Annotated in this window: 24 protein-coding genes; 7 read left to right on the plus strand and 17 right to left on the minus strand. The window is 59.9% G+C overall.

Annotated features, from left to right (window positions below; translation table 11 throughout):
• Positions 1-33: 33 nt before the first annotated feature.
• Complete coding sequence (locus tag VZC39_RS18015; RefSeq protein ID WP_434664327.1) at positions 34-2,403, plus strand: PilZ domain-containing protein; 2,370 nt, start codon at positions 34-36, stop codon at positions 2,401-2,403.
• Between the two features lie 102 nt (positions 2,404-2,505).
• On the opposite strand, the gene VZC39_RS18020 is transcribed toward VZC39_RS18015, so the two are convergent.
• Both VZC39_RS18020 and serB read right to left on the minus strand, forming a co-directional pair.
• Positions 2,506-3,411, minus strand: a complete 906-nt coding sequence (locus VZC39_RS18020; RefSeq protein ID WP_434664329.1) for an alpha/beta fold hydrolase — start codon at positions 3,409-3,411, stop codon at positions 2,506-2,508.
• Between the two features lie 27 nt (positions 3,412-3,438).
• Positions 3,439-4,443 carry a phosphoserine phosphatase SerB gene (serB, locus tag VZC39_RS18025; protein WP_434664332.1) on the minus strand — a complete coding sequence of 335 codons (1,005 nt, stop codon included), beginning with the start codon at positions 4,441-4,443 and terminating at the stop codon, positions 3,439-3,441.
• Positions 4,444-4,629: 186 nt separating this feature from the next.
• Between serB and VZC39_RS18030 the strand changes: the two genes are divergently transcribed.
• Together VZC39_RS18030 and VZC39_RS18035 are read left to right on the plus strand one after the other, a co-directional pair.
• Positions 4,630-5,238, plus strand: a complete 609-nt coding sequence (locus tag VZC39_RS18030; protein WP_349919742.1) for an AhpA/YtjB family protein — start codon at positions 4,630-4,632, stop codon at positions 5,236-5,238.
• A gap of 64 nt (positions 5,239-5,302) precedes the next feature.
• Positions 5,303-7,558 (plus strand): PAS domain S-box protein, encoded by a 2,256-nt coding sequence (locus VZC39_RS18035; protein WP_434664335.1) that lies wholly within the window; start codon positions 5,303-5,305, stop codon positions 7,556-7,558.
• A gap of 118 nt (positions 7,559-7,676) precedes the next feature.
• Here the strand turns inward: VZC39_RS18035 and VZC39_RS18040 are convergent, their stop codons facing one another.
• The 8 genes from VZC39_RS18040 to VZC39_RS18075 form a co-directional block, all read right to left on the minus strand.
• Entirely contained in the window at positions 7,677-8,465 is a 789-nt protein-coding gene (locus VZC39_RS18040; RefSeq protein WP_434664337.1) for an RT0821/Lpp0805 family surface protein, read from the minus strand.
• A 132-nt stretch (positions 8,466-8,597) separates the two neighbouring features.
• The gene (gene deoD, locus VZC39_RS18045) at positions 8,598-9,311 is read right to left on the minus strand and encodes a purine-nucleoside phosphorylase (protein WP_100858606.1); all 714 of its coding nucleotides are present in this window, start codon (positions 9,309-9,311) and stop codon (positions 8,598-8,600) included.
• 148 nt (positions 9,312-9,459) lie between these two features.
• A complete protein-coding gene (locus tag VZC39_RS18050; RefSeq protein WP_434664339.1) occupies positions 9,460-10,668 on the minus strand; it encodes a phosphopentomutase in 1,209 nt (402 codons plus the stop codon).
• Positions 10,669-10,682: 14 nt separating this feature from the next.
• Complete coding sequence (deoA, locus tag VZC39_RS18055; protein WP_434664340.1) at positions 10,683-12,014, minus strand: thymidine phosphorylase; 1,332 nt, start codon at positions 12,012-12,014, stop codon at positions 10,683-10,685.
• Between the two features lie 83 nt (positions 12,015-12,097).
• Positions 12,098-12,871, minus strand: coding sequence for a deoxyribose-phosphate aldolase (deoC, locus tag VZC39_RS18060; protein WP_349919749.1), 774 nt, complete (start codon positions 12,869-12,871; stop codon positions 12,098-12,100).
• Between the two features lie 390 nt (positions 12,872-13,261).
• Positions 13,262-13,432 (minus strand): XapX domain-containing protein, encoded by a 171-nt coding sequence (locus VZC39_RS18065; RefSeq protein WP_349919750.1) that lies wholly within the window; start codon positions 13,430-13,432, stop codon positions 13,262-13,264.
• 123 nt (positions 13,433-13,555) lie between these two features.
• Positions 13,556-14,830 (minus strand): NupC/NupG family nucleoside CNT transporter, encoded by a 1,275-nt coding sequence (locus VZC39_RS18070; protein WP_349919752.1) that lies wholly within the window; start codon positions 14,828-14,830, stop codon positions 13,556-13,558.
• 213 nt (positions 14,831-15,043) lie between these two features.
• Positions 15,044-15,832: a TatD family hydrolase gene (locus VZC39_RS18075; RefSeq protein ID WP_349919754.1), complete on the minus strand. Its 789-nt coding sequence runs from the start codon at positions 15,830-15,832 to the stop codon at positions 15,044-15,046.
• A gap of 40 nt (positions 15,833-15,872) precedes the next feature.
• On the opposite strand from VZC39_RS18075, the gene tppF reads away from it, so the two are divergent.
• Positions 15,873-16,487: a type IVa pilus pseudopilin TppF gene (gene tppF / locus VZC39_RS18080; protein WP_349919755.1), complete on the plus strand. Its 615-nt coding sequence runs from the start codon at positions 15,873-15,875 to the stop codon at positions 16,485-16,487.
• Here tppF and VZC39_RS18085 read toward each other — a convergent pair.
• The 4 genes from VZC39_RS18085 to amt all read right to left on the minus strand — a co-directional run bounded on the left by VZC39_RS18085 (position 16,456) and on the right by amt (position 20,554).
• Positions 16,456-16,638 carry a hypothetical protein gene (locus VZC39_RS18085; protein WP_434664344.1) on the minus strand — a complete coding sequence of 61 codons (183 nt, stop codon included), beginning with the start codon at positions 16,636-16,638 and terminating at the stop codon, positions 16,456-16,458. The two genes, tppF and VZC39_RS18085, sit on opposite strands and share 32 nt — an antisense overlap.
• Positions 16,639-16,720: 82 nt before the next feature.
• Positions 16,721-17,233 (minus strand): GNAT family N-acetyltransferase, encoded by a 513-nt coding sequence (locus tag VZC39_RS18090; protein ID WP_349919757.1) that lies wholly within the window; start codon positions 17,231-17,233, stop codon positions 16,721-16,723.
• A gap of 274 nt (positions 17,234-17,507) precedes the next feature.
• Positions 17,508-18,860, minus strand: coding sequence for a 23S rRNA (uracil(1939)-C(5))-methyltransferase RlmD (gene rlmD / locus VZC39_RS18095; protein WP_349919759.1), 1,353 nt, complete (start codon positions 18,858-18,860; stop codon positions 17,508-17,510).
• Between the two features lie 284 nt (positions 18,861-19,144).
• Positions 19,145-20,554 carry an ammonium transporter gene (amt, locus tag VZC39_RS18100; RefSeq protein ID WP_349919761.1) on the minus strand — a complete coding sequence of 470 codons (1,410 nt, stop codon included), beginning with the start codon at positions 20,552-20,554 and terminating at the stop codon, positions 19,145-19,147.
• A 915-nt stretch (positions 20,555-21,469) separates the two neighbouring features.
• Here amt and VZC39_RS18105 point away from each other — a divergent pair.
• A complete protein-coding gene (locus VZC39_RS18105) occupies positions 21,470-21,838 on the plus strand; it encodes a VOC family protein (protein ID WP_434664345.1) in 369 nt (122 codons plus the stop codon).
• A 187-nt stretch (positions 21,839-22,025) separates the two neighbouring features.
• On the opposite strand, the gene VZC39_RS18110 is transcribed toward VZC39_RS18105, so the two are convergent.
• The 3 genes from VZC39_RS18110 to VZC39_RS18120 are packed head-to-tail and all read right to left on the minus strand — an operon-like array spanning position 22,026 to position 25,315.
• Positions 22,026-23,069 carry a site-specific integrase gene (locus tag VZC39_RS18110; protein ID WP_434664346.1) on the minus strand — a complete coding sequence of 348 codons (1,044 nt, stop codon included), beginning with the start codon at positions 23,067-23,069 and terminating at the stop codon, positions 22,026-22,028.
• Between the two features lie 3 nt (positions 23,070-23,072).
• On the minus strand, positions 23,073-24,626 hold the full coding sequence (locus VZC39_RS18115) for a KAP family P-loop NTPase fold protein (protein WP_434664347.1): 1,554 nt from the start codon (positions 24,624-24,626) through the stop codon (positions 23,073-23,075).
• Positions 24,627-24,664: 38 nt separating this feature from the next.
• The gene (locus VZC39_RS18120; protein WP_319859502.1) at positions 24,665-25,315 is read right to left on the minus strand and encodes a LexA family protein; all 651 of its coding nucleotides are present in this window, start codon (positions 25,313-25,315) and stop codon (positions 24,665-24,667) included.
• 118 nt (positions 25,316-25,433) lie between these two features.
• Between VZC39_RS18120 and VZC39_RS18125 the strand changes: the two genes are divergently transcribed.
• Together VZC39_RS18125 and VZC39_RS18130 are read left to right on the plus strand one after the other, a co-directional pair.
• Positions 25,434-25,619, plus strand: coding sequence for a Cro/CI family transcriptional regulator (locus VZC39_RS18125; protein WP_319859501.1), 186 nt, complete (start codon positions 25,434-25,436; stop codon positions 25,617-25,619).
• 11 nt (positions 25,620-25,630) lie between these two features.
• Positions 25,631-25,918 carry a hypothetical protein gene (locus VZC39_RS18130; protein ID WP_323891709.1) on the plus strand — a complete coding sequence of 96 codons (288 nt, stop codon included), beginning with the start codon at positions 25,631-25,633 and terminating at the stop codon, positions 25,916-25,918.
• Positions 25,919-25,938 lie beyond the last annotated feature (20 nt).

Raw genomic sequence — 25,938 nt, forward strand, 5'->3', positions numbered from 1 at the left:
ATTTGGAAAAGTGACCCTCCGCGGCAGGATGACATGGATTCAGAACAGCCCCTACACCTGATAGAACAGCTTGTCCCCCTGCTTCGGGAAAAGGACTTCGACGAGATCTTCAACCGTCTGACTCAAAACGAAAATACCAACAGTCGCTTCCTCCTCAAGATGGAGCTCAAGCGCAAGTGCACCCCCTGCCGTCGGGTGATCGACATGCGCAGCGAACTCGGCGAGCTCTGTCAGGTCTATGAGTCAGAGGGCGTGACGCATTTCATGCCCACCGAGGCCATCGCCCTGTTCCAGTCCCAGTGCTATCTCTACCGGGACAGCTACACGCTGGGGGTCTACGAGGCGTTGCAGGCCTGGTACAAACTCAATCAGGAGCGCATGGATCGCCTCTCCCTGCCCAGCAGCCCGTTTCATCCCTTCGACGTCAACGCCATCCCCTTCGCCAGCCACTATGGCCGCCAGGAGGAGCGGATGCACTTCAGCTCCCCCATGGTGCTCAGGCTGGCCAGCGGGGAGAAGATCTTCGCCAAGAGCTCGGATCTCTCCCTCGGCGGGATCCGGGTCTCGGTCCCCTACCTGCCCGACTACCAGACCGGTGAGCAGATCGAGGTCATCTTCACCGGTCTGGAGCGGGAATCGGCCAATCCCCTGCTGCGTCAGCCCATCGATTACCAGATCCTGGGAGAAGAGCAGAAAGAGGGGAAATTCTGGCTGAGGCTGGTGAAGATCGGGGATCATCCTGCCTTCGAGCGCTTTCTCAGTGAATTCATCGAACACAACCGCAGCCGCTACCGGGTCAGTGTCGATTACCTGCTGTCCGCCGCCATCATCAAGGGCTATGAGCAGTTCTACCTGCCGCGGATGACCGGCATGCCCCTGTTCTTTGGCAAGGGGGATGCCCCCGCCCTTGAAATCGCCCTGCGCACCGAGAACAACCAGCATCTGCTCGAATACTGGCGAGACGCCAAGAACCGGGACATGCTCGCCAGCCTGTTCTCGCCGGCCCGGCTGCGCGATCTGCTGCCCCAGGGCGGTGGATTGAAAGAGACCCTGATCTACAGCTTCACCCACTCGGTGCGCAGCCACCTCTACTTCTTCTCCGCCACCCGGGAGGAGCTGCAACAGAGCGGCCTGACCGCCCTCTTCTTCCAGGTCGGCGCCCGCCGCCCCAGCTGGCGCGTCTACAAGTTCAGCCTGGAAGCTTGTTCGCTGGCGGAGGCCGATCTCGACAGTCAACAGGGTGAACCCCACCAGTTGCAGGACATGCTGCTGCGAGAGAGGCTGAAACAGATAGGTTATGTGGGAGCGCTGCAGGAGATCGGCCTGGACAACCAGCGCGAGGAGTTCGGCTACGATGCCAGCCTGCACCACAACGCCAATGAATTGCAGCGCTTCGGTCACGGCATCGAGGCCGCCCCCTTCGAGATAGAGACGCTGCACTATGTGCAACTGCGCAAGGAGGCACGCTACGTTCACAAGACCGCCATCGTCATCCGCCACAAGGAGCGAGCCTGGCTCGGCTGGACCCGGGACATCTCGGCCCACGGCATGCAAGTCGAGCTGGAAGAGCCCCTCGACGGGGAGAAGGGGGATATCCTCCAGGTTGCCCTGCCCCGGTTGCAGGAGCTCTCCAAGAGCATGGATCTGCAGCGCCTGCCCTACCGGCTGGTCAGCCAGAACCTCAGTCGCACCGTGCTGCATCTGTGCATCGAGGGGACACCGGAGCGTCACACCGGCCATCAGTTCTTCAGCCTGCTGATCGAAAGCAACCAGAACAAACTCAAGGCCACCCGGGAGCACAGGCGCTACCGTGGCATGGCGCGGGCGCTGCGCAACATCTTCACCCACCACCTGTTCGACACCCCCGTCTACATCAACAAACAGAAAGCGGCTCCCCAGCTGGCGGCGGCGGGCCTCTCCCCCCGGCCCCGCAGCCTCACCAAGCTGCTGCACTCCTGCGCCGAGCAGGAGGGAGAGATCAACCTCTATCCCCTGTTCCAGGGGGGGCTCCTCAAGAGCCTGCTGCTCAATCCCTTGCGAGCCATCGAACGGGAAGACAAACCCGCCCAGGAGGAGGTCTATATCGCCAGCCTCCACTCCCAGGGAGGAGCGCCTCTGTTCCTCAGCCGTCTGGCGAGCAGCTTCCCGACCCTGGCGGACAAGCGCCGCTTCGTGGAGCTGGCCCTGCAACAGGGGCAGTTCTACTCGGTACTGGTCGGTATCTCCCGCACCGGCCGGCCGGATACCAGCTTCATCGCCAACGAGCTGGACTACATCGCCAAGTTTGCCATCCACAAGGCCAAGAAGCTGGAAGAGGAGCTGTGGAGCGTGGTGGGGGTCGGTGAGCTGACGGACACCAGCCAGGCCACCCTGTTCCGGCTCGGCATCCGGCCAGCGGCTTAACCCAGGGCAACCTTCGTCGGTTCACCCGCAAGAGAGAGGGCGGCCCCAAGGCCGCCCTCTCTGTATCCGGTCATCGGTTCAATCACCGATCTCCACGCCGCCTCAGGTCGCCTGCGGGTTGCCGAGCCAGGTGAGGATCTGGGGGAAGTGATCCTCCTGGGCCTGGGGAGCGGTCAGCATGTTGATGTGGTCATAATCGAGCCGGTTGCCGTTGTCCCGCCCGAGCCGGGTATGGCGGGTCGCCGAGCCCATCTCGCCGCTGAACCGGCGCACGTCGATGGGGTGGCCCAGCACCTTGTCGGCTCTGGCCGAGATCATCCAGAGGGGCGGCCAGGCCACCCGGCCAGCCGCCTCCCCATAGGCAAAGCCGTCATGGGGATCCTGCCAGGGGCCGCACTTCACCCAGGGGATGGTCTCCTGCAGGTAGCGCAGGGGTTCGTCGTCCGCCCCCATTTTCAGTTTGCGCGCCGCCAGGAAGCCGCTGTTGCGGGCCAACCAGGGCGCGAGCCGATTCCAGATGAGATCGACCTTCAGCCAACGTTCCGGATTCTGCACCGAGACGCCACGCTTGGTGCCGAAGAACACCATGCTGGCGATGCCATCCGCCATCTCGGGGAAACGAGCCAGGGTCGAGGCCATGATGACGCCACCCCAGGAGTGCGCCATCCAGTGCACCCTGGCATCGGGATGGCGCGCGGCCACCCAGCGCTGCAGGGCGGGGATATCCTCGGTGATGAGCTCATGTTGGCCGTGGCCGGCCCGTTCGGCAATGGCAGGAGTGCTCAGGCCCCGGCCCCGCAGGTCCGCCACATAGACCTGATAGCCGTGGCGAGCCAGGTAGCAGGCCAGCCCCTTGCCCGATTCGGTATAGAAGATGCGGCCATTCTCGATGGCCCCATGGACCATCAGGATGGGGTCGGCGTGGACCGCCACACCGGGGTGAATATGGCGGACATGCAGTCGATGCTCGCCGCAGGGGATAAACAGGGATTGTTGCAACAGTTCCATCTTGATTTCCGGTCCTCCTGACCGATGTCAACACCAGCGCAAATCGCGGCAGGCCAGTGCCCCGAGCAGGCAGATGACCCCTTCGAGGTCGTGGTGGTTGAGGGTGGCCGCCGCCTGCGCCCGCACCAGGGGCTTGGCATGAATGGCGATGCCGAGTCCCGCCACTCCCATCATCTTGAGATCGTTGGCTCCGTCCCCCACCGCCACCGTCTGGGAGGGGGGAACAGCATAGCCTGCCGCCAGTTGCTCCAACACCTCGGCCTTGACGGCGGCATCGACGATGCGACCGCTCACCTGGCCGCTCAGACGATCACCGTCCAGGGCCAGCTCGTTGGCGAAGATGGCATCCAGCCCCAGCGCCCGCTGCAGCTCACCGGCGAAGCGGGTGAAACCGCCGGAGGCGATCGCCACCTTCCAGCCAGCATCTTTCAGGGTATCGACCATCAGCCGCAATCCCGGCATCCAGGGCATGAGCCCCGCGACGTCATCGAGAATGGTGACCGGCGCGCCCGCCAGCAGAGCGACCCGGTTGCGCAGGCTGTCCGCAAATTCCAGCTTGCCCTGCATGGCTGCCGCCGTCACGGCGGCCACCTGCTCCCCCACCCCGGCCAGGCGAGCTATCTCGTCGATGCATTCGATCTGGATGGCGGTGGAGTCCATGTCCATCACCAGCAGACCGGGCTCACGCAGGCTGGGCAGAGCGGCGAGGTGACAGAGATCGAGATCCCAGGTTTCGGCCTTGATCCCCTGCACCAACGCGGGGGAGAAATGACTGGTGCCGAGCAGCAAGAGCGGGATCCCCGCCGGCTCTCCCGGCGGGTAGAGACTGGCTGACACCCCATGATGAGTCAGCAGGGCGGCCAGCCGCGCCAGATGGTGGGCCCCCAGCCCCTTGCCGAACAGCACAAGCCAGGCGGCATCCAGCGGCTCATCCACGGGGAGCAAGGCTTCGGAAGTCAGCAGCCAGTGGGGCGCGGAGCACAGGGCCAAAGGCCAGTCAGAGAGAGTCGGGGGGAGTTGGGACAACAACATAAGAGAGACGCCTTCCTTGGGGGTTCAACATGCTGGCCCAGAGTAGCGTATTGCTTTTTGTACAGGCAAGCGCCAAGATCCCGCCATGGATCCGCCCGGGTGAACAGTGCCTGGCAGGGTTCCCAGGCGGTGTGCCAGCAGCATGCCGCGGCTTTCCGGCATCACCCATCGCAAGAGGTTCGGGCTTTGCGTCATCTTCCCATCAAACGTGTCATCAGTCTGGCGGCCGGCACCCTGCTCGGCCTCTGGGTGCTGGGGCTGCTCATTCACATGCAGGGAGAGAGCCAGGCCGCCCTGCACAGCGAAGCCCGTGACCGCGCCCAGGCCCTGGTCTCCTACGCCGCCCGCGACATGGGCCGCTGGATCAAGGAGGACAAGGAGAGCGAGCTGGAACGTTTGGCGCAAGACCTGGCTTCCGAACCGGAGATCCTGGATGTCACCCTCTACGACTCCCGTGGCATTCCCCTGGCCCAGTCTGATCAGGCCGTGCCGCTGGAGAATCTGCTGCCCATCGGTGCCGACAACAAGTCCCTGCCGGAACAAGGCAAGGGGCGTATCCAGTTCGTGCAGGAAGTGCAGGATGGCAATCTGACTCTGGGCTACCTGAGGATCACCCTGGAGGAGCAGAAGCTGCTGGCCAAGCAGGATACCCATCTCAAGGTGAATCAGGAGAAACAGCGGCTGATGCTGCTGGTGATGCTGCTGGCCGGCCTGCTCATCTCCTACGGTGTGCGCCGCAACTACATGCGGGTACGCAAGCACAAAAAGCAGAGCAAACCCGCCGCCCCCCAGTAAATGGGGTAGATCGCTCCCGCCACCTTGTATATAACTCTGACAGGATGACTGGCAGGAGAGCCACATGATTGCCTCCCCCTTGCCCCTGGACGAGCACAGCCGGTTGGAACGACTGCAGATGCTCGGCCTGCTCGATCGGGAGCCCATCGACCAGCTGGATCGTCTCACCCGGCTCATCACCCGCCACTTCTCTCAGCCCATCGCCATGGTCTCCCTGACCGACGTGAACCGGCAGTGGTTTCTCGCCCGTACCGGCCTGGAACTGTGCGAGATCAGCCGGGAGCACTCCTTCTGCGGCCACGCCATCCTCCAGCCCGACATCATGCAGGTACCGGATGCCCGCCTCGATCCCCGTTTCGCCGACAACCCGCTGGTGACGGGAGAGCCCCGGGTCGTGTTCTATGCCGGCCGTCCCCTGCGCGCCCTCGATGGCGTGGTGCTTGGCACGCTTTGCCTGGTGGGTACTGAAGCCCACCACCTCGATGAGGAGGCGTGTCGCGACCTCGACGACTTCGGTCGCCTAGTGGAAAACACCCTGCACGACCTGGAGCGGCGCCATCAGGTTCGCAGCCTGAACCAGGTATTGGAGGACAAGGAGCACCTCTTCACCCTCACCTTCAACCAGTCGTCGATCGGCATGGCTCTCTCCACCCTCGATGGCAAGTGGATGCGGGCCAACCCGGGACTGGAGCGACTGCTCGGCTACAGTGAACGGGAGATGCTGGGGCGCACCTGGCACACCATGACCCACCCCGAGGATCTGCCGCAGGAACGATCCCTGTTCAATGCGCTGCTAGCAGGGGAGATCCGGGACTACCGGCTGGAGAAGCGGATGATCCGGGCCGACGGCAACCTGTGCTGGGTGCAGCTCAGCGTGACCCTGTGCCAGGGCCGCACCATGGAGCCCCACATGATCGCCGTGTTTGCCGACCTGACCGAGCGCAAGCAGGCCGAGGCCGACCTGCTGCGACTGCAGCTTGGGCTCGAGCAACAGGTGCGCGAACGCACTCGCGAGCTGTCAAACACCGTGGAGCAGCTGCATCTCGAGATGCAGGAGCGCGGCGCCGTGCAACAGCGTCTATGGCAGGAGCAGCGCCGCCTGCAGTACATGCTGGAGCACACCAGCAACGCCTTCCTGGAACTCGACGAATCCCTCGTCATCACCGGCTGGAATCCGGCTTCCACGACCCTGCTAGGCTGGCGAGCGGAAGAGATGTTGGGACAACGCCTGCCTCGCTTGCTTGGGAGTGGGCATCCCCTTATCCCCCTGCTGGAGACCCCGCAGAGCCCGCCACGACGTCTGGAGTGTGAGCTCGGGACCCGATCCGGCCAGCAGATCCCGGTCGAGGTGATCGCCGAGCGTTACCAGTTCGACGGCAAGGTGCGCCTCGCCCTGTTCCTGCATGACATCACGACCCGTCAACAGGCGTTGGCCGAGATAGAGCGCGGCCGGGCCCGACTGCGCTCCATCACTGACGGCCTGCCGGTGATCATCAGCATGATCTCTCCCGAGGGGCGCTACCTGTTTGCCAACCAGACCTATTGTCATTACTTCGGGCTTCGTGCCGATGCCGTGCGAGAGCTCAGCGTACGAGAGGTGATTGGCGAGGAGGCCCACGACATGGCCATGGCCCAGGTGGCAAGAGCCCTGGCGGGTGAACAGGTTAGCTACGAGCACAGACTCGACCTGCCCATCGGCACCCGCGATCTCAGGATCACCATGATCCCGAGCCGGGGGGATGAGCCCGGGGTCTATATCCTCGGCAGTGACATCACCGATTTCAAGGCACTGCAAAACCAGCTGGAACATGAGGCGGCTCACGACCCGCTCACGGCCCTGCCCAACCGGCGCGCCTTCACCCTGCGTCTCTCCCGGGAACTGGAACGGGTCCATCGAAACGGCGAACCCCTGGGCCTGCTGTTCCTCGATCTCGACGGCTTCAAGGGGATCAATGACAGACTGGGGCATCACGTCGGCGACGCCCTGCTGCAGCGCTTCGCCGCCGTGCTGATCGCCGAGGTGCGTCCGGGGGACATGGTGGCTCGCCTCGCCGGCGACGAGTTCACCATCATATTGCCAGCCCTGCGCCAGCCTGAGCAGGAGCTGCCCGCCCTGTGCGAGCGGCTGCTGGCGGCCATGGCCCTCCCCGCCGATGTCGCCGGTCATCTGCTGCCCCTCGCTGGCAGCATAGGGGGAGCCCTCTGCCACTCGGGGCAATATTGCCACATCGACGATCTGCTGCACCGGGCCGATGCCGCCATGTACAGAGCCAAGCAGGCTGGCAAGGGAGGCTTCTACCTCGATCTCGACACGGCATAATAGGCTGTCAGACCTCAAAGCAACGGGGAGGCCTGATGCCTCCCCGTTTCTTGCTCCACCCCAAATTTCTCGCAGGTTGCGCAGATCGGGCGTCAACGGCCCCCAACCCCGCTGGCGTTCAATCCGAAACGATCTCCCAGGAGCCATCAGGCTTCTGGCAAGCAGTACCGAAGGCATCCTCCTTCTTGCCCCCCACCGTGATGGTCTGCTGGAATTCGCGGCAGTAACGGCCACTGCTGCTGGTCCCTTCCCGCACCGCAGTCACCGAGCCGGAGGCGTCGCCATCGCTCCAGGTGACGGGATCATTCAGGGGCGCCGTAGTCGCCTTGACCTGGGCCGCCTCGTGCTCCCGCTGCTGCTCCTCATTGATGTTGTCGAGGATCTTCAGGGTAATGGCGGTGAAGGCCAGCCACTTCCAGGCATCGTTGTCATCGTAATAACTGCCATAGCCTCCATACCAGTGACCATAGGGACGAACCACCACCACGTCGTGATAGACACGGCGCCGGTTCGGCGGCACGACGATGTTGTTGTGGCGATTATCGATAACCACGTTGTTGCCCCTGATGTCACGACTGTTGTCGATATGGCGGTTGTCCAGCTGACGGTTGCCCTCGACATGGCGATCCTGTACCTGACGCTGGTTGACATGAACCGGACGGGTCGCCTTGTCCCGCGCCCTCACATTGCCCCACCCCTCGTTGAACTTCACCGACTCCCGATTGGCCTGACGGGGCACGGCCCTGTGCTGCACCGCATGGGGTTGGGATACCCGCTGCGACGCTGGCCTGTGCTGCGGCGCCCGGTGCTGACCCCTGCCCTCCAGCGCCAGCACCTCCTGCCAGAGCGTCGGGACTATCAACGTCATGGCAAGCAGCAACGGGGTCAGGATATATATTCGTTTCATGGTGTTAGCCTCGTGAGGAGTTGCCCGAAAGTATAGACAGCGCAACTCGCCAGCTGAGTTTTCCACCCCGATGAGGCATAAAAAAACGGCGACCCCGAGGTCGCCGTTCTTGCGTGGAGCCGAGGCTTGGGATCAGTCGCCCAGCAGCACGGAGTCCAGCGCCACTTCGATCATGTCGTTGAAGGTCAGCTGACGCTCTTCGGAGGTAGTCTGCTCACCGGTACGGATGTGATCGGAAACGGTGCAGATGGTCAGGGCCTTGGCACCGTATTCGGCGGCTACGCCGTAGATACCGGCCGCTTCCATCTCGACACCCAGGATGCCGTATTTTTCCATGACGTCGAACATGGAGGGATCCGGGGTGTAGAACAGGTCGGCGGAGAAGATGTTGCCAACGCGCACGGCAACGCCCTTGTTCTTGGCGGCCTGCACGGCATTGGCCACCAGATCGAAATCGGCGATGGCGGCGAAGTCGTGATCCTTGAAGCGCAGACGGTTGACCTTGGAATCGGTGCAGGCACCCATGCCGATCACCACGTCACGCAGTTTTACATCTTCACGGACGGCGCCGCAGGAACCCACGCGGATCAGGGTCTTCACGCCGTAGTCGGTGATCAGTTCCTTGGCGTAGATGGAGCAGGACGGGATACCCATGCCGTGGCCCATGACGGAGATACGACGGCCCTTGTAGGTGCCGGTGAAGCCGAGCATGCTGCGCACGTCGCACACCTGCTCCACGTTCTCCAGGAAGGTCTCGGCGATGTACTTGGCGCGCAGGGGGTCGCCCGGCATCAGTACGGTGTCAGCAAAGGCGCCATCTTTCGCATTGATATGAGGAGTTGCCATTCTCTTAATTCCTTCACACTAGGTTGAGTTTTATTGTCTTTATTGGGTTGCCCGCCACCTCGCGGCAGCGGGCGGGTAACTTACAGGACGCGGGTGCGACAGTGCAACCCGGGCAGGCGCATGCATCAGGCACACACTGGCTGCATCATCACAGGAAGCTGGTGCCGTATTGCAGCTTCGGCAGGCCGTGGTAGGCGGCGATGCTCTGGCCGATGTCGGCGAAGGTCTCGCGACGACCGAGGGAGCCCGCCTTGACCGGCTTGCCGTAGAACAGCACGGGGATGTACTCACGGGTATGGTCGGTACCGCTCCAGGTCGGATCGCAACCGTGGTCGGCGGTCAGTACCACCACATCGCCATCCTGCAGGATCTCGAACAGCTCCGGCAGGCGGGAGTCGAAATACTCCAGCGCATCGGCGTAACCCTTGACGTCACGACGGTGACCGTAGGAGGAGTCGAAGTCCACGAAGTTGGTGAAGACGATGGTGTTGTCACCGGCGGCCTTCACTTCTTCCAGAGTGCGATCCCACAGCTCGGTCAGGCCCGTGCCTTTCACCTGCTTGGTGATGCCTTGCTGGGCATAGATGTCGGCGATCTTGCCGATGGAAACCACCTGGCCACCCGCATCCTTCATGAAGTCCAGCACGGTCGGTGCCGGCGGCAGCACAGAGTAGTCGTGACGGTTGCCGGTGCGTTTGAAGTTACCCTTGCCGGTACCCACAAACGGACGGGCGATGACGCGACCGATGTTGTAGGACTCCAGCAGCTCGCGCACGATGTGGCATAGCTCATAGAGCTTCTCGAGGCCGTAGGTCTCTTCGTGGCAGGCGATCTGGAACACGGAGTCGGCAGAGGTGTAGAGGATCGGCTTGCCGGTACGCATGTGCTCTTCACCGAGATCATCCAGCACCTGGGTACCGGAGGCGTGGCAGTTGCCGAGGTAACCCGGCAGGCCGGCCTTCTCGACGATGGCATCCAGCAGCTCCTGCGGGAAGCTGTTGTGGTGATCGTGGAAGTAGCCCCAGTCGAACAGCACGGGCACGCCGGCGATTTCCCAGTGGCCGGACGGCGTGTCCTTGCCGGAGGATAGCTCCTGGGCGAAGCCGTAGGCTCCGACCACTTCGATGTCCTTCTTCAGGCCCGCCGGGAAGACGCCGGAGGCGAGCTCCCCGGCGTGACCCAGACCCAGCTTGTTCAGGTTCGGCAGGTTGAGCGGGCCACGGCCCTCGAACTCACCGGCTGCGCAGGCCTTGGCGATATGGCCAAGGGTGTTGGCGCCCACATCTCCGAACTTCTCGGCGTCGGCGGCAGCGCCAATACCGAAAGAGTCCATCATCAGAATAAAGGTACGTTTCATGGGACTTCCCCTTGTTACAAATCAGCCAGACCGATGCGACGATAGACCTCGGGCAGTGCCTCTGGTCGGGTGTCACCGATCCTGACAGCCGCCTGCACCATGCCGGCAGCCTGAGCAAATTGCTCTTCGGTTTGAGCGTGGATCAGCGCGAGCGGCTTGTCAGCATCGACGCTCTGACCCAGGCGGATAAAGTCGGTCAGACCGACCGCATAATCGAGTTTGTCACCGGCGGCGCGGCGACCACCACCCATGGCGACCACGGCCAGACCCAGCTCACGGGTATCCATGGCGGTCACGAAACCGGCCTTGGGCGCGAACACGGGACGCACGATGGCGGCCTTCGGCAGATGGTTGTCGTAGCGTTCCATGAAATCGCTCGGGCCACCGAGGCCGGTCACCATGCGACCGAAGATCTCGGCCGCCTTGCCGTTGTCCAGCACGGCCTGCAGTTTGGCGCGGGCATCGCGCTCGTCGCTGGCAAGACGGGCGGAGATCAGCATCTCGGCACACAGGGCCATGGTGACTTCATGGATACGCGGATTGCGGTATTCACCGGTCAGGTAGCGCACCGCTTCGCGCACTTCCACCGCATTGCCGGCACTGGAAGCCAGCACCTGGTTCATGTCGGTCAGGAGCGCAGAGGTACGGCAGCCAGCGCCGTTGGCCACGGCGACGATGCTCTTGGCCAGCTCTTCGGAGGCTTCGAAGGTCGGCATAAAGGCGCCGGAACCCACTTTCACGTCCATCACCAGCGCTTCGAGCCCGGAGGCGAGCTTCTTGGAGAGGATGGAGCCGGTGATCATGGCGATGGATTCGACGGTGGCGGTAATGTCACGCACCGCGTAGATGCGCTTGTCCGCCGGGGCGAGATCGCCGGTCTGGCCGATGATGGCCACGCCCGCCTCTTTCACCACCTTCAGGAAGCGATCGTTGTCGACTGAGGTCTGGTAGCCGGGGATGGCATCCAGCTTGTCCAGGGTGCCGCCGGTATGGCCGAGGCCGCGGCCGGAGATCATGGGCACGAAGCCACCGCAGGCGGCGACCATGGGGCCCAGCATCAGGGAGACCACATCACCCACCCCACCGGTGGAGTGCTTGTCGACGATGGGGCCGCCGAGGTTCAGATGATCCCAGGAGAGCACCATGCCGGAATCGCGCATGGCACAGGTCAGGGCCACCCGCTCATCCATGGTCATGTCCTTGAAGTAGACCGCCATGGCGAGTGCCGCGATCTGGCCTTCACCGATGGTGTTGTTGGTAATGCCCTGGACGAAGAATTGAATCTCTTGGGTACTGAGCGCTTCACCGTTGCGCTTCTTGCGAATAATTTCTTGAGGCAAAAACATCTTTCATTCCCTCCGTGCGCCGTGCACGAACACAGACCAAACAGGATCCAGATAGAGGGCGGCGTACCGCCCTCTGCCGCGACTCAGTAACCGCTGGTGTTGGCCGGCTTGTCGCCGTGACCCAGGGTCGCCAACAGGCTGGCCAGCAGGCTGGAGGCGCCGAAACGGAAGGTGCGGGGGGAGACCCAGTCCTTGCCCAGGATCTCTTCAGCCATGGCCAGATACTGACCCGCCACGGCGGCATCCTTCACGCCACCCGCCGGCTTGAAGCCCACTTTCGGGTTCTTGGCCTTGATCACTTCCATCATGATGCGCGCCGCTTCCGGAGTCGCGTTCACCGGCACCTTGCCGGTGGAGGTCTTGATGAAGTCGGCACCGGCGTCGATGCAGATCTCGGAAGCGCGACGGATCAGCGCCTCTTCCTTCAGCTCACCGGTCTCGATGATCACCTTCAACAGGGCTTGCGTGCCACAGGCTTCCTTACAAGCTTTGACCAGATCGAAGCCAACCTGTTCATTGCCCGCCATGAAGGCGCGGTACGGGAAGACCACATCCACCTCGTCGGCACCGTAGGCGACGGCGGCACGGGTCTCGGCCACGGCGATCTCGATGTCGTCGTTGCCGTGGGGGAAGTTGGTCACGGTGGCGATGCGCACGTCGGCGGCACCGATCTCACGCAGGGTCTTGCGTGCGATGGGGATGAAACGGGGATAGATGCAGACGGCGGCGGTGAGGCCGGCCGGAGACTTGGCCTTGCGGCACAGATCGATCACCTTCTGATCGGTGTCGTCATCGTTCAGGGTGGTCAGGTCCATCAGGTTCAGGGCGCGTTGGGCGGCCAGTTTCAGATCGGTCATGCTATGTCTCCAAAGTCTCGATGATTCCCAATACCAGCGATCAGCATCCGCCGAACCAAGGGGATCGGCAAGTGAAGATCCCGGGTAAACGGGATATGGAATTACAGCGCAAATGCACAGGCAATACGGCTGCAAATAAGGCAAGAGCCCTGTCACTTTCTTACAAAAGTGCGGACTTGGTTCCATGAAGACTTGAGAAAGGCCGACAACCGCTGACCCGGATTCCCAATCAATTCCATTTGACCGCCAACACCCGACTTGAGCGGGTATTAGTCAATGCCAGCACCCTGCTGGCATCGCCTATTTCAGCCGAGATACCCCGTGTTTGCAAGCCGGATTTGCCAATTTCAGAGGTACCTCACATCTGGCAAAACCGGGTCTGGAAAGTGCTTAAGAGAAGAATTTTGTCAGGATCCAGGAGTAGGCAATACCCCCCAGATAGACCCCGACTATGCCCATCACCCCAGACAGAACCGGTGGTGCCGGGATCGGCAATTTGAGGAAAGAAAACAACACTCCGACGAGAAAGCCGGCTGCCATCGCCAGTAGTACTTCATTCATATAACCTCCGATTTGACTCATTTTTTTATTAGTTTAAGCAGGAAAACGGTTGTCACCGCCCCAAACGCGAACGCCACAGCTTTTCGCTGTGGCGTTCGTCTTTACCCGTGTGTCAGGCAAACATTACATGGCGGTCAGTGCCAGGAAGAAGCCTGCGATGGTGGCAGACATCAGGTTGGACAGAGAGCCAGCCAGTACGGCCTTGAGGCCGAACTTGGCGATGGTGCCGCGACGGTTCGGTGCCATGGAGCCCAGACCACCCAGCAGGATGGCGACAGAGGACAGGTTGGCGAAGCCGCACAGGGCGAAGGAGATGATTGCCTTGGTGTGGTCAGACATGGCCACGCCGTTGATCAGCATCTCATCCTTCAGATACGGGGCGAAGTTCAGGTAGGCAACGAACTCGTTCACCACCAGCTTCTGACCGATGAAGGAACCGGCAACGACGGCTTCGTTCCAGGGTACCCCGATCAGGAAGGCCAGCGGGGAGAACAGCCAGCCCAGCAGCAGTTCCAGAGACAGTTCAGGCATGCCGAACCAGCCACCCACACCGGAGAAGATGCCGTTGATCATGGCGATGAGGCCGATGAAGGCCAGCAGCATGGCGCCCACGTTCAGGGCCAGTTGCAGACCGGCGGAAGCACCCGCAGCGGCCGCGTCGATCACGTTGGCCGGCTTGTCGTCCAGATCGCCATCGGCGGCGTTCTCGTCGTAGTTGGGGGTTTCGGTTTCCGGCACGATCAACTTGGCGAACAGCAGACCACCCGGTGCAGCCATGAAGGAGGCGGCGATCAGGTATTCCATCTTGACGCCCATGGAGGCGTAACCGGCCAGCACGGAGCCGGCAACGGAGGCCAGGCCACCACACATGACGGCGAACAGTTCGGAGTCGGTCATCTTGGAGATAAAGGGACGTACCACCAGCGGGGCTTCAGTCTGGCCCACGAAGATGTTGGCAGTCGCCGACAGGGACTCGGTACGGGAGGTGCCCAGCACCTTCTGCAGACCACCACCCAGCAGCTTGATTACCCACTGCATGATGCCGAGGTAGTAGAGAACCGCGATCAGGGAGGAGAAGAAGATGATGACCGGCAGCACCCGGAAGGCGAAGATGAAGCCGCCGCCACCGAACACTTCAAACATCTTGTTGCTGACCAGGCCACCGAACAGGAATTCGATGCCGTTCTGGCCATAGCCGATGACGCTGGAGACGGCATCGGAAACGCCGACCAGGATGTCACGGCCCACCGGGACGTAGAGTACGAATGCACCCAGGCCAGCCTGAATGGCAAAAGCACCCGCCACGGTACGAACTTTGATTGCCTTGCGATTGCTGGAGAACAGCACCGCGATAAGGATGAGCGTCGCCATCCCCACCAGACCCATAATCAGATTCATTATTAACACTTCCTCTTAAGTAGCACCTTCCAGCTTGTTAACGTTTTGTGTCTTGCAGCCGTTAATCAAGGGTGCGCATTATACTAATTACAGTGCGACAAAGTAGAATGCTGGTCACATTTTATAAGCCCGAAATGGGCTGGACATTGTTTAATTAGACCGCAAACGATTTTTATGGGTCCTATTTTTTATCACGGCGCTATCAATAGTTAATCAAGTGTTAAATGCCATGTCCAACCGTGGAAAAGCCTGCAGAGTGGATTCACGTAACACCGAGGCAACATCCGCCAGCTGTTGTTGCCGCAATTGCGCCAGCAGCTGGATGATGGTCAGCAGGCTGGCAGGGGTATTTGGCCCCGCTTGCTGCCCTTGCAGCGGCATATCGGGGGCGTCAGTCTCCAGCAACAACGCCTCCAGCGGCATCGCCCGCACCGCCTCCCGGGTCTTGTTGGCCCGCTCATAGCTGATGACCCCTCCGATCCCCAGTCGAAAACCCAGTCGCCAGAAGGTTTGAGCCTGCTGCAAGGAGCCACCGAAGGCATGGATCACCCCGCCTCTGGCCGGTTTAAGGCGTCTGAGAATCTTGGCAACGCTATCGTTCGCCCGCACCGAATGGACGATGAGCGGCAGATCGAACTCCATGGCCAGCTTCACCTGTGCCTCGAATGACTCGACCTGCCCCGCCTGCGGTACCTGGCTGCGCAGATCCAGTCCACACTCGCCGACGGCCACCAGGCCGCGAGGCTGGCTCGCCAGCAGGGAGCGCAGCCGAGTCAGCGTTCCCTCGCGTTGCGTCCCCACATGCCAGGGATGGATCCCGAGGCCATAGGCCATACCGGCATGCTGGTCAGCCAATGCCATCACCCTGCCCCAGTTTTCCTCCCCCACGGCGGGGATGATATACTCGCCCACCCCCAGTTGGCGCCATGCGGCCAGCTGCACCTCCCGCGTCTCGTCAAAGACCGGAAAATCGAGGTGGCAATGGGTGTCGATCAGTTGCATGTCACGCCTACCTGTTTGTCGTATTTAATGGGTTCATTCAATGTCAAAACGCGCTTCCCAAGGCTTCACCCTGATAGAACTGGTGCTGGTCATCATAGTGTTGGGGATCCTAGCGGTCACTGCCCTGCCCCGCTTCATCAACGTGCAGGATGATGCGCTCAAGAGCAGCATGGCGGCAACCGCAGGCGGTTTCTCCAGCGCCGTGCAACTGGCCCACGCGGGCTGGGCCGTCAAGGTGAAGGGGGAGCCGCTGGCACTCTATAACTTTAGCGGCATGGGCAAACAGGATCTCGACATCAACAGCCTGGGTTGGCCGGTGGGTACCAAGGAAGATCAGGGAGGCCAGGGGCCGGATACCGTCTTCCCGGGGGGAGAGAGCGATCAGATCTCCGTCAGCAGCCGGGACGACTGCGAGAGCCTGTTCGGGGGTCTGCTCGATACCGGTCAGACTGCTGAAGATGAGCTCCACACCGATTCGGACAGCGACTATATCTCCCGGCTCATCCCCGCCGACAGCCAGAGCGTCGGCAGCCTGCGCCACGACAACTGCCGCTATACCCTGCGGGATTCCATCGGCCGCTTCCCTGCCCATCCGGACGGGCTGGCGTTTGACTACAACAGCATCACCGGCGCCGTGACTCGCAACTTTCAGTGAGGGATGAGGGGGCCTCCGCCATGGCAGTCTCCCGATGATCTTCCTCTTCCCGGCGTACCGGCACGCAGCAGCGCCGGTTCTCGGGAGTGAGTCCCCACTCCTGGCACCAAGCATCGTAACGGGCCAACCAGCGTAACAAGATACCCTTCATCAACGTTCTCCTCTTCTTATCGGACCAGTCGATACGCTGCCCCATTGCGGCTTGCCCATCCAGCACCATCGGGCCAACGGCGTCATGGGGCACTGGACGGCAACAGCAGGCTCATGCTGATCTCGTCGACATAACCCTCGTCCAGTCGATACGCCTGCCGCCGCAACCCCTCATCCATGAAACCGCACTTGCGGTAGAGAGAGTGGGCCACCTCGTTATGGGCCATGACCCCCAATTCCAGCCGGCTGACCCCAAGGTCGCTGGCGGCTGCAATGAGAGTGCGCAGCAAACGCTCTCCCCAACCCTGGCCACGCGCACCAGACCGCAACCCCATCACCACCAGTGCACAGTGACGATTGCGCTGCAGGTTCCCTCCCAGCAGGACGGCAAAGCCCTGGACCTCGCCAGCCAGCTCCAGCAGCCACATGCGCTGATTGGGGCTGGCTGTCATGGTCGCCAGACGCTGGCGCTGCCCCTCGATATCCGAGGGCCGCTCCCCCGCCTCATAGAGCATGAAGCGGGTCTCCCCGTCCAGTTGCCGGAAGAAGCGATCCAGTGCGGCGGCATCTTCCACTCCTGCCAGACGAACGCTCATCCCTGCTTGCTCCTTCCTGCGGCCATAAAAAAACGACTCCATGTGGAGTCGTTTTTATCAGAGCCATCTGGCTAATTCAATTCACGCCTTGGCAGGCAGGCTCAGGCGGGCGACGGCCTCTACGTGCATGGCCGAGAGGGAACATGTCCATCGGCAGAATGCCTGTCTATCCGGTGTCAATCGGCCTTGGCAGGCAGGCTCAGACGGGCGACGGCCTCTACGTGCATGGACGAGAGGGAACATGTCCATCGGCAGAATGCCTGTCTATCCAGTGTCAATCGGCCTTGGCAGGCAGGCTCAGACGGGCGACGGCTTCTACGTGCATGGAGTGTGGGAACATGTCCACCGGCTGCACCTCGTCCAGCACGAAGCCCTGCTTGACCAGCCAGGCCAGATCCCGGGCCAGGGTCTGGGGATTGCAGGAGACATAGACCAGCCGGCGCGGCGCCATGGCGACCAGGGTCTGCAGCACCGCCTTGTCGCAGCCTTTACGGGGCGGATCCATCACCACCACGTCGGCGCTCACTCCCTGGGTGTGCAGCTCGGGCATCAGTTGCTCGGCTTTGCCCACGTGGAACTCGGTGTGCTCGATGCCGTTCAGGGCCGCGTTGCGACGGGCGTCGTTGATGGCGCTCTCCACCGACTCGATTCCCACCACCCGGGCCGCCTTGTTCGCCAGGAACAGGGAGATGGTGCCGATGCCGCAGTAGATGTCGAACACCGTCTCGCTGCCGGTCAGCTCGCAGTACTCCAGGGCCTTGGAGTAGAGCACGTCGGTCTGGCTCGGGTTGTTCTGGAAGAAGGAGAGGGGCGAGATCTCGAACGCGAGTTCGTGGATCTGATCACGGATCACCCCTTCCCCCAGCAGCACCCGGTTGCGATCCCCGAGGATACGGTTGGTCCGCTCCTCGTTGATGTTCTGCACCAGGGTGGTGATGGGCAGATCGCTCAGGGCCGCCAGCAGCTCGGCTTCAAACGGCAGGGTCTCCCCCAGGGTGACCAGTACCACCATCAGCTCGCCGCTCTTGAAGCCCTTGCGGGTCATCAGGTTGCGCACGCAGCCGCTGTGGTTCACCTCGTCATAAGCCTGGATCTCGTGCTCGCGCATCCAGTGGCGCAGGCGGGCGTTGAGCTCCACGTGCAAGGCGTCCTGCACCGCGCAGTCGTCGGCGGTGATGAGATCGTGGGAGTGCTTGCGATAGAAGCCAAGCTCGGCGCCAGCCTCGGTGCCGCGCACCGCATACTGCGCCTTGTTGCGATAGGCAAACGGGCTGTCCATGCCGAGGATGGGGTTGACCCGGGTCACCAGTCCGGCCTGGGCCAGCGCACTCTCCACCAGGGATTGCTTGAGCGTGAGCTGCGCCGGATAGGCAAGGGGGCGCACCTGGCAGCCACCGCATTCGGTGTTGGGGCAGAAATCCGGTACCCGATCGGCGGACGGCTGGGTCAGTTCCACCAGCTTGCCGTGCAGATAGTTGGGTTTGACTTCGGAAAGTTCCACCAACGCCTGCTCACCGGGCAGCAACCCTTCGACAAACAGGGGGCGATCGAACAGGCGTCCCTTGCCATCCCCTTTGTCGGTCAGTTCCAGAATATCGATCTGATGTTGGTGTCCCACTAACGGCATGAGCGGCTCCGAAGGCATGAATAAAGAAGGATGAAAGCAGGGCAAGCCCGGCTACCCCGAATAAAGGGTGGCAGAGTTTAGCGGAGATCCACACAAAATGCAGGCATAAAAACACGCCGACTCGCAGACGACCTCACTACGGGCACAGGGAAGGGCAAGCCGCTCAGACCTGCTTGGGGAAGATAGGATGGAACCTTATCGAGGCGACAACCCGACACAGCAGCCAGACAATAAAAAAGCCGCCGGACAGAGCCCGGCGGCAAACTTCTCAATGGGAACTTCTATTACAAACTGTACGCTTTCTCGCCATGGCTGGTCACATCCAGCCCTTCGCGCTCGGCGTCTTCCTTCACTCGCAGACCCACCAGCAGGTCCACCAGCTTGTAGGCCACGACAGAGACCACGGCGGTCCAGGCGACCGTCACCAACACCCCGATGACCTGCACCTTGACCTGCGCCAGGATGGAGTAGCCTTCGGCGACCTGGTTGGTCACATAGTCCCACACCCCGGTACCGCCCAGATCCGGGCTGGCAAACACCCCGGTCAGCACCGCACCCAGGATCCCGCACACCCCGTGCAGGCCGAACACATCCAGGCTGTCATCGGCCCCCAGCAGACGCTTGAGACCGTGTACGCCCCACAGACCAGCGACCCCGCTCAGCAGGCCGATGATGAGGCCACCACCGACACCGACGAAACCGGCCGCCGGGGTGATGGCGACCAGACCGGCCACCGCACCCGATACCGCCCCCAGCAGGGAGGGACGACCCTTCATCAGCCATTCGGCGAAGGTCCAGGAAAGAGCTGCCGCCGCCGGCGCCACCCAGGTATTGATCAGGGCCAGGGCAGCCGTGCCGCTCGCTTCCAGCGCAGAGCCCGCGTTGAAGCCGAACCAGCCGAACCAGAGCAGGGCGGCACCTATCATGGTCATGGTCAGGCTGTGAGGCGTCATGGGATCACGGCCGTAGCCCACCCGCTTGCCCGCCATGAAGGCCCCCACCAGACCGGCCACCGCCGCGTTGATGTGCACCACGGTACCGCCGGCAAAGTCGAGGGCGCCATGCTGGAACAGATAACCGGCAGTGGCACCGGCCGCTTCGGCCGCGGCGGCATCGGTATAGGCATCGGGACCGGCCCAGTACCACACCATGTGCGCCATCGGGATGTAGGCGAAGGTGAACCAGATCACCGCGAACAGCAGCACCGCCGAGAACTTCATCCGCTCGGCAAAGCCACCGACGATGAGGCCACAGGTGATGGCCGCGAAGGCCCCCTGGAACACCACGAAGATGAACTCGCTGATCCCCACGCCCTTGCTGAAGGTGGCACCGATGGAATCAGGGGTGATCCCCATCAGCAGCACCTTGTCGAAGGAGCCGTAGAAGGCGCCCCCTTCGGTGAAGGCCAGGGAGTAGCCATAGACCACCCAGAGCACGGTGATGAGGCAGAACAGGGTGAACACCTGCATCAGCACGCTCAGCATATTCTTGGCGCGCACCAGGCCACCGTAGAACAGGGCAAGCCCGGGGATCGACATCAGGATCACCAGAGCCGCGGCCACCATCAGCCAGGTATTGTCTCCCTTGTTGATGGTGACGGTCGCCGCCTGCACGGCCACTTCTTCGGCCCAACCTGGGGTGGCCATGGTGGCGCCCAGCGCCAACAGGCCAGTCATTACGAGTCTCTTGAACATACAGCCCTCTCCTTGTCGTCCCGGCACCTGGCCGGGTCCATGTCCTGATATGAATGTCACACTCGGCTATTTACTCACATCGTCAAACCGGTATTGCCCCTCTGCCGATCCCGTCGGGATCATCATGGCGACATGAATCTTTTAAAGCATAAAGCAGGCCAAAAAATATAATTCATATATTTCAATGCGTTGAGGTGACTGGCGATGCGCAATGCACCATGATGGCGCAGCCTGACCATCAAGGAGAAGGAGATCGCACTCCTGCTGTGCAGCCGCCGCAGGTCGCACCAAGATGGGACGGGATGTCAGCGCCTAACCGCAGGCGCGCCGTTCTATCTGGGCCGGGGCATTGAAGCATCAGGGCGTTGGGCATCAGGTGCTGGGACGTTCTCCACCCCGGCTGACACGCCACATGCCGCGCGATGCCCGCGCAAACAGGATGACCGAATGTGGCGAAGAGATAGGAGAGATCAGCCCCTACCAGCGCCACCAGTGGCGACGCCATATCGCCATATGAAGAGAGATAAAGAAGAAAAGCCGCATCAGGCCGCCGACCCATCGCCGGGCAATGCCTCCCGGCCCCGGCCAAGAGCCGTGATGATGGGGAACCCGCCCCTGGTGGCATTTATAAAATAAATGGATTGCCTGTTTTCATTAACGAATCGAATGATGTGATGGCCCGGATCCGGGGCATGACGGCCATACAGGACGTGAACTTGGCTGCGAGGAGAGGATCCCGGCACTCTATCCAGAGGTCGGTAGCGATGCCTTGCGACCCGGGCATGGCGATCGCGCTCTGCCCAGACGGGTGACCCCGGCAGTCAGGGCTGGCGAGCCTCGGATATTCCGGGTGATACTGGCTGCACGTTACCACGCGACCCCGCATCACTCGCTCCATCACCGCCAGAGGGCCTCATGAGCAACCTTAACATCACCGAAATCAAGGCCTTCGTGCCTGCCCGCGACTTCGCCCTGTCCAAACAGTTCTATCAGGATCTCGGCTTCACCCTGGCCTCGGATGGCTGCGGGGTCGCCTATTTCCATTTCGGGGAGGTGAGCTTCCTGCTGCAGGATCATTGCCACGAACAGCTGGCCGAGCACTTCATGATGCACATCCTGGTGGAAGATGTGGCGGCCTGGTGGGCCCACGTCAATGCCAGCGGGGTCGCCGCCCGCTACGGCGTCAGGGTCACCGAGATCGTCACCCAGCCCTGGCGAATGCAGGATTTCTGTCTGTATGACCCGTCCGGCGTGCTGTGGCGCATCGCCCAGAACATCGACTGAAGCCTCTGCAAACCCAGAAAAACAAAAGGCCACCCGCGAGGATGGCCTTTTGTCATGAATCTGTATGGTGCCCGGGGTCGGACTCGAACCGACACGTATTGCTACGGCGGATTTTGAAACCATCGCAAGCCGCTGTGAATCAATGGGTTGCCGTGTTTTCGCGGTTTTACTTGGGAATCAATAGGGGTTATTGGGTGTCGCTGGTGAGCGCTGCCGCCACTTTGCCGCCATTTTTCATCGCTGTGATCGGGTTTAGTTTGACTGCATCTTCGAGGTGGTCCGGGGCGAAGTGGGCATAGCGCATGGTCATCTTGATATCGGTGTGGCCAAGGATGCGCTGCAGCACCAGGATGTTGCCGCCGCCCATCATAAAGTGGCTGGCGAAGGTGTGGCGTAGCACATGGGTTCGCTGGCCGGCCGGCAGGGTGATCTCCGCGCGGCGTAGCGCTTTTTCGAACTCGGCGTAACAGTCACCGAACAAGCGGCCGGTGCGCTTGGGCAGCAAGGCCAACAGCCAACCGGCCACCGGCACGGTGCGGTTCTTCTTGCCCTTGGTGCGGGTAAAGGTCAGCCGGCCGATGCCGACCTGTGAGCGAGTCAGCTTTTCAATCTCGGACCAACGCGCCCCGGTCGAGAGGCACAGCATCACGATCAGCCACAAGTCGTTCAGCCCCGCGCACGCCGCCAGCAACTGTTCGATTTCATCCTGATTAAGGAACGCCAGCTCAGATTCTTGCACCTTGTACTGGCGCAGTACCTCGAGCGGGTTGCCGTGGGCCCACTCACCCAGGCGGCCGAGCTCATTGAACACGGCCTGCAGGTAGAGCAGTTCGCGGTTGATGGTGGTCGGGGAGACCTGTTTGCGCTGACCGGGCACATAAAGCTCACCCGCCAATCGCCGCTCGCGATAGGCCGCAAACTGCTGGGCAGTGAACTCGGTCGCCAGCGGGTTGCCCAACGCCTCCGCCAGCCAGACCAGCTTGTCGCGGCGCCGATCGCCATCGGTCAGGGTTTGGCCGTGGCGACCATACCAGAGTGCCACTAGGTCGCTCAGCCGCCGCTCATCCACATTGCTCGCCTCTGGCTGTTGCCAGGGCTGGGCCAACATATATTTTTCCCATGCCAAAGCTTCGCCTTTGGTGGCAAATTGCTTTCGCTTGCGGGGGCCTTCTCGCCCTTGTGGATATATTTCAGCAAGCCATTTTCCAGTAGATAACTTTCTAGTTGTCATAAATTAATCAAATGATATTGCTAATTCAACCAAGTTTTTATATATACTTCTATTTACTGTGTACATCCTATAATTAAGATAGGATATAGAAGCTAACTCCATTTCATACTCTTTATTTCTACTTTTTCCATGGAGCTCATCTACCTTAGTCATAACTCGCTTAGTTAATGTTTCATCATCATCCGTTAAATTATTAAAAACAAGACCAGTTAAATTCCTGTTATTAAAAGCTCCCGAGTAATCAAGGAAGACCTTTTCATAATAGGCAGCCAACTCAATACTATCGTTTACATACTGCCCATGAAAGTTATCAAAATACACGCGGATACTTATTTTGTTCTTGGATTTTGTCGCATCAAACTTAGCAGCAAAAATTGAATAATCCTGTTTCTCCTTACCCTCCACGATCATTCTATAGGCTTTCTCATCCTTAAATTGCAAGCAAAATAAAGTTGCAAGATAGATCAAATCAATTCGGCTGTCATCTTTCCTTAAGAACCTAACAACTGCTGTAATTCTCTCAAGTATTTGAATGGCATTCCTTGCCGGAATATTGAAAGCATCAATGACGGCGGCTACATTATCAATACTAGCATTTCCAATAGGCCATATCTTTATGTCATTATCATCCAAATATTCAGATTCAAACACGCTAGTATCGCACCGTGAAAAAATTGTTCTCCCGATAGTGCTCGTGGGAAGAGTAAATCTAGAATCAAAGAACCTTGATAGATAGGTCTTTGCATCAAACTCCAGGCCATAGACAACCTTTATTGCATGCTGAAGTTGTTCAGTATCTGTAGCAACAATAAAGAAAACACCTGGAACATCAAATATATGTTTAACAATCTCTAATATTTCAACTGCATAGCTCGGCCTGCAACGATCTAACTCATCAATAATGATAAATGTCGGATGTTCTACCTTATCATCTATACTATTATTCTGACCGATGACGGTATCAATCCATTCCTTCATTGTGTTCTTCAACGAGCTGATCGAGGATGCTTTTTTTTCATGCTCAGACATCAACAGGTTGGTTATTTTTTGGGCGGCTTTATCTATATTATCATTACTATTAGATGGCTTAGCACCGTCAATCTTATCTGGATATATTTCATCAAGAGCCAACCCTATATATTTCTTTGCCAATCCGCCAGCGATAATAGGAGCAATTTCCTTTACTAACCTAGCGCCAAATTCATAACCTCTGCTCAGAGCTGAATCTTCTTTTTTATCTGTTTTAGCTCTCAATTGGGAAATAACACTTGAAACGACTGACATCAAAGGATCATCGGAATGATCATTTTTCCAAGCATCAATATATATAACCGGGTGCCTTTTACTTAAATCATGCTTCCAACGTTTCAAGAAGTAAGTTTTTCCAGTTCCCCATTCAGAGTTCAAGTTGAGAACGTATGGCTTACTTTGGCTTTGGCCTCTTAAAAATGCAGTAAGAAAATCAGCATATCGGGTTCTATTTAAACAATCAGGGCCAAAGGCCTCGCCATCAATTACAACTGGTTCACACCAATTAAACTCACTATGGATAGACATATGACCTCATTATTATAATTTTGAAGCTTTCAGTACCTTCATCGTTTACGGAAGATCCGGTGCTCAACCATCACGCCGATGATCTCGATATGCTGCCGATCGGAATGCATGGTGGGGTAATCATCGTTGAGCGGTACCAGCTCAAACACTTCTTGTCCGTTCTCATCGATGCCACGCGGCCGATACTTCTTGAAAGTAGCCTCTTCGCCGCCGTTCTTGGCCACTACATAATCACCGGGGCGCGGCTGTTCATCAGGGTCAACGATCACCAAGTCCCCTTCGTTAAAGAACGGAGTCATGGAGTTACCGCGTAACCAGAGGCCAAACCCACAAGGGCCAATATCAACGCTGGCAGACACATACTCCACATTGCCATCAAAGCCAGTTGCCTGTTCACACATTCCACGCCAGTGGCCAGCCTGAACATAGCTAAGAATCGGCACTCGATTCCCCTGCGGGATCACGGCTGGCTCAACGTTCGACAGTTCAGGCGACCCCTTGCCCGTAGAAAGCCAGTGAGCCGAGACACCGAACGCCTTCGCCAGTGCAACAAGATTGTCACCACTTGGAGCATGCTCACCGCTTTCCCACTGCGAGATTGATGATTTTTTCACACCAACAAGTTCACCCAGCCTTTGCTGGGTAAGTCCTTGTTTTTTCCTAAGTTCTTTAATTCGTTCGCTCTTCATAGTTCAGAACTCTAAACCATCTAAAGATCAGAGTGTTGGACTTTTGAGTCCAGAGTACTTAACATCACCCAAAGTTCAGTTATTTGGACTTGTTCAACATGTTAAACAAGAGGGGATTATGAAAAAGTCTGACGCGATTGAGCACTACGGAACAGCTACCGCACTAGCCAGAGCTCTGGGGATCAATAAATCCGCAGTTTCCTTGTGGGGCGACACGATCCCCAAAGGCCGCGCCTACCAGATCGAGGTTATGACCGGCGGCAAGCTGAAAGCCAACCCTGTCCAACCTAGCTCAGCAGAATAGGGGCCGCCGCCATGCCACCTCGCCATATCAACCCTGCCGCATCATCTGCCCCAGTTGCAGCCGTCAGTGCGATCAATCTGGTGATCTCCCCCGACACTCCGCCGCTGATGCCTATCGCCAAGTTTGCCGAGTGGGTGGGCGTGTCTGTCGATACCGCTCGCCACTGGGTCAAAACCGGCCGCCTTGATGTAATGGAAAAGACCAGAGGCAACGAGCTGGTGATGGTCAAGGTGCATGTGTTTATCGCCAAGCAGATGGCGGGCTCCCTGTTGGCCCCCCAGTTCAAACTTGCGAGTTAACCCTAACGACATTTGGAGGG

It is taken from the genome of Aeromonas sp. NJAU223 (assembly GCF_051125555.1).
Classification (GTDB): Bacteria; Pseudomonadota; Gammaproteobacteria; order Enterobacterales; family Aeromonadaceae; genus Aeromonas; species Aeromonas veronii_G.

Excerpts from the sequence above, each read along its gene's own strand:
- VZC39_RS18015 (WP_434664327.1), top strand. The coding sequence starts at position 34 with ATGGATTCAGAACAGCCCCTACACCTGATAGAACAGCTTGTCCCCCTG.
- rlmD (WP_349919759.1), bottom strand. The coding sequence starts at position 18,860 with ATGCCGTTAGTGGGACACCAACATCAGATCGATATTCTGGAACTGACC.
- deoD (WP_100858606.1), bottom strand. The coding sequence starts at position 9,311 with ATGGCAACTCCTCATATCAATGCGAAAGATGGCGCCTTTGCTGACACC.
- serB (WP_434664332.1), bottom strand. The coding sequence starts at position 4,443 with ATGTTGTTGTCCCAACTCCCCCCGACTCTCTCTGACTGGCCTTTGGCC.
- VZC39_RS18070 (WP_349919752.1), bottom strand. The coding sequence starts at position 14,830 with ATGAATCTGATTATGGGTCTGGTGGGGATGGCGACGCTCATCCTTATC.
- VZC39_RS18110 (WP_434664346.1), bottom strand. The coding sequence starts at position 23,069 with ATGACAACTAGAAAGTTATCTACTGGAAAATGGCTTGCTGAAATATAT.
- VZC39_RS18105 (WP_434664345.1), top strand. The coding sequence starts at position 21,470 with ATGAGCAACCTTAACATCACCGAAATCAAGGCCTTCGTGCCTGCCCGC.
- VZC39_RS18090 (WP_349919757.1), bottom strand. The coding sequence starts at position 17,233 with ATGAGCGTTCGTCTGGCAGGAGTGGAAGATGCCGCCGCACTGGATCGC.
- deoC (WP_349919749.1), bottom strand. The coding sequence starts at position 12,871 with ATGACCGATCTGAAACTGGCCGCCCAACGCGCCCTGAACCTGATGGAC.
- VZC39_RS18085 (WP_434664344.1), bottom strand. The coding sequence starts at position 16,638 with ATGAAGGGTATCTTGTTACGCTGGTTGGCCCGTTACGATGCTTGGTGC.
- VZC39_RS18020 (WP_434664329.1), bottom strand. The coding sequence starts at position 3,411 with ATGGAACTGTTGCAACAATCCCTGTTTATCCCCTGCGGCGAGCATCGA.
- amt (WP_349919761.1), bottom strand. The coding sequence starts at position 20,554 with ATGTTCAAGAGACTCGTAATGACTGGCCTGTTGGCGCTGGGCGCCACC.
- tppF (WP_349919755.1), top strand. The coding sequence starts at position 15,873 with ATGTCAAAACGCGCTTCCCAAGGCTTCACCCTGATAGAACTGGTGCTG.
- VZC39_RS18075 (WP_349919754.1), bottom strand. The coding sequence starts at position 15,832 with ATGCAACTGATCGACACCCATTGCCACCTCGATTTTCCGGTCTTTGAC.
- VZC39_RS18130 (WP_323891709.1), top strand. The coding sequence starts at position 25,631 with ATGCCACCTCGCCATATCAACCCTGCCGCATCATCTGCCCCAGTTGCA.
- VZC39_RS18125 (WP_319859501.1), top strand. The coding sequence starts at position 25,434 with ATGAAAAAGTCTGACGCGATTGAGCACTACGGAACAGCTACCGCACTA.
- deoA (WP_434664340.1), bottom strand. The coding sequence starts at position 12,014 with ATGTTTTTGCCTCAAGAAATTATTCGCAAGAAGCGCAACGGTGAAGCG.
- VZC39_RS18120 (WP_319859502.1), bottom strand. The coding sequence starts at position 25,315 with ATGAAGAGCGAACGAATTAAAGAACTTAGGAAAAAACAAGGACTTACC.
- VZC39_RS18050 (WP_434664339.1), bottom strand. The coding sequence starts at position 10,668 with ATGAAACGTACCTTTATTCTGATGATGGACTCTTTCGGTATTGGCGCT.
- VZC39_RS18040 (WP_434664337.1), bottom strand. The coding sequence starts at position 8,465 with ATGAAACGAATATATATCCTGACCCCGTTGCTGCTTGCCATGACGTTG.
- VZC39_RS18115 (WP_434664347.1), bottom strand. The coding sequence starts at position 24,626 with ATGTCTATCCATAGTGAGTTTAATTGGTGTGAACCAGTTGTAATTGAT.
- VZC39_RS18065 (WP_349919750.1), bottom strand. The coding sequence starts at position 13,432 with ATGAATGAAGTACTACTGGCGATGGCAGCCGGCTTTCTCGTCGGAGTG.
- VZC39_RS18035 (WP_434664335.1), top strand. The coding sequence starts at position 5,303 with ATGATTGCCTCCCCCTTGCCCCTGGACGAGCACAGCCGGTTGGAACGA.